Below are 1,220 nucleotides of genomic sequence, written 5' to 3'. Positions count from 1 at the left end.
ATTATGGACTAACACTCAATCTTGGTATGGTAGTTGGACCTTTTTTAGGGTTAACTATTATGCATCACGGAGGAACAAATCAATTGTTCTTCATTAATGCTTTACCAAATCTATACATGAAAAGGATGATTAATTTGATGAAACCTAGAATCGGTATGGTAGGACTGGGTGGTATCGCTCAGAAAGCATATTTGCCTATTCTTTCAAAAGAAACAGATTGGACATTTGCGGGTGCATTTTCACCCAGTAGAGAGAAGAGAAAGGCAATCTGCAATCAGTATCGTATACAAGATTTTGATAGCTTACCAGCATTGGCTCAAGAGTGTGATGCCGTGTTTGTACACAGCTCTACTGAATCACATTATGAAGTGGTTTCGGAACTGCTTAACAAAGGGATAGATGTATATGTCGATAAACCATTGGCAGCATCTATTTCAGAAGCAGAAAAATTAGTCGAATTAAGTGAAAAATTGGGAAGAAAGCTTATGGTTGGATTTAATCGTCGTTTTGCTCCAATGTATGTGAAAGCAAAGGAAAAAGCGAATAATATAGCTTGGGTACGTGTTGAAAAGCACAGAACGGACAGTGTGGGTCCTTATTCTTATGAGTTCACAATGTTAGATGATTATCTTCACTTAGTCGATACAGTACGTTGGTTGGGTGATGGAGATCTTAGTGTGCTGTATGGTACTGTTCATACGAACGATGAAAATCAACTTTTATATGCGCAGCATACGTATGAATCCTCACAAAATATATCTTTCACCACAGCTATGCATAGAAAAGCAGGAACGAATTTAGAACAAATAGAATTGATAACGACGGAGCAATTATCCGTGTAAAAAACATGAATACAACAGAAATCGAAGAAGAAATGCAATATCTACAACAGTTTCTTCTTCATGGGAAACAACTTTAAAACAACGGGGCTTTGAAGATGCTGTACAGCATTTCATTTATTGTATTCAAAATGATGAGCAACCCCTTGTTGATGGATTAGAAGGGTTAAAGTCTCAACTACTTGTTGATCAATTACTAAAACAAAAATAATTAAATTCATAAGTAAATGGTGTATAAAGCTGGCTTTTAAAGTCAGCTTTATATTTTGATTAACTTCCTATAATCTCACTTATGTTATATAGGCAGAAAAGAAATATGTTTGTTCCACAAACGGGCGCTTTTCTTTAATAAGAAGGCGTCTTTTTGTAATGAGATTATGT

1 pseudogene is annotated in these 1,220 nt (G+C 35.5%); it reads left to right on the top strand.

What is annotated here, in order from left to right:
- Window positions 1-134 precede the first annotated feature (134 nt).
- Window positions 135-1,050 (top strand): annotated as a pseudogene (locus AC1DUW_RS29650) (Gfo/Idh/MocA family protein).
- Window positions 1,051-1,220 lie beyond the last annotated feature (170 nt).

The sequence above is a fragment of the Peribacillus sp. P4_C12 genome (genome assembly GCF_056402095.1).
Note: the sequence above shows the minus strand (reverse complement) of the source record. Positions and strands in the feature narration are given on the sequence as shown.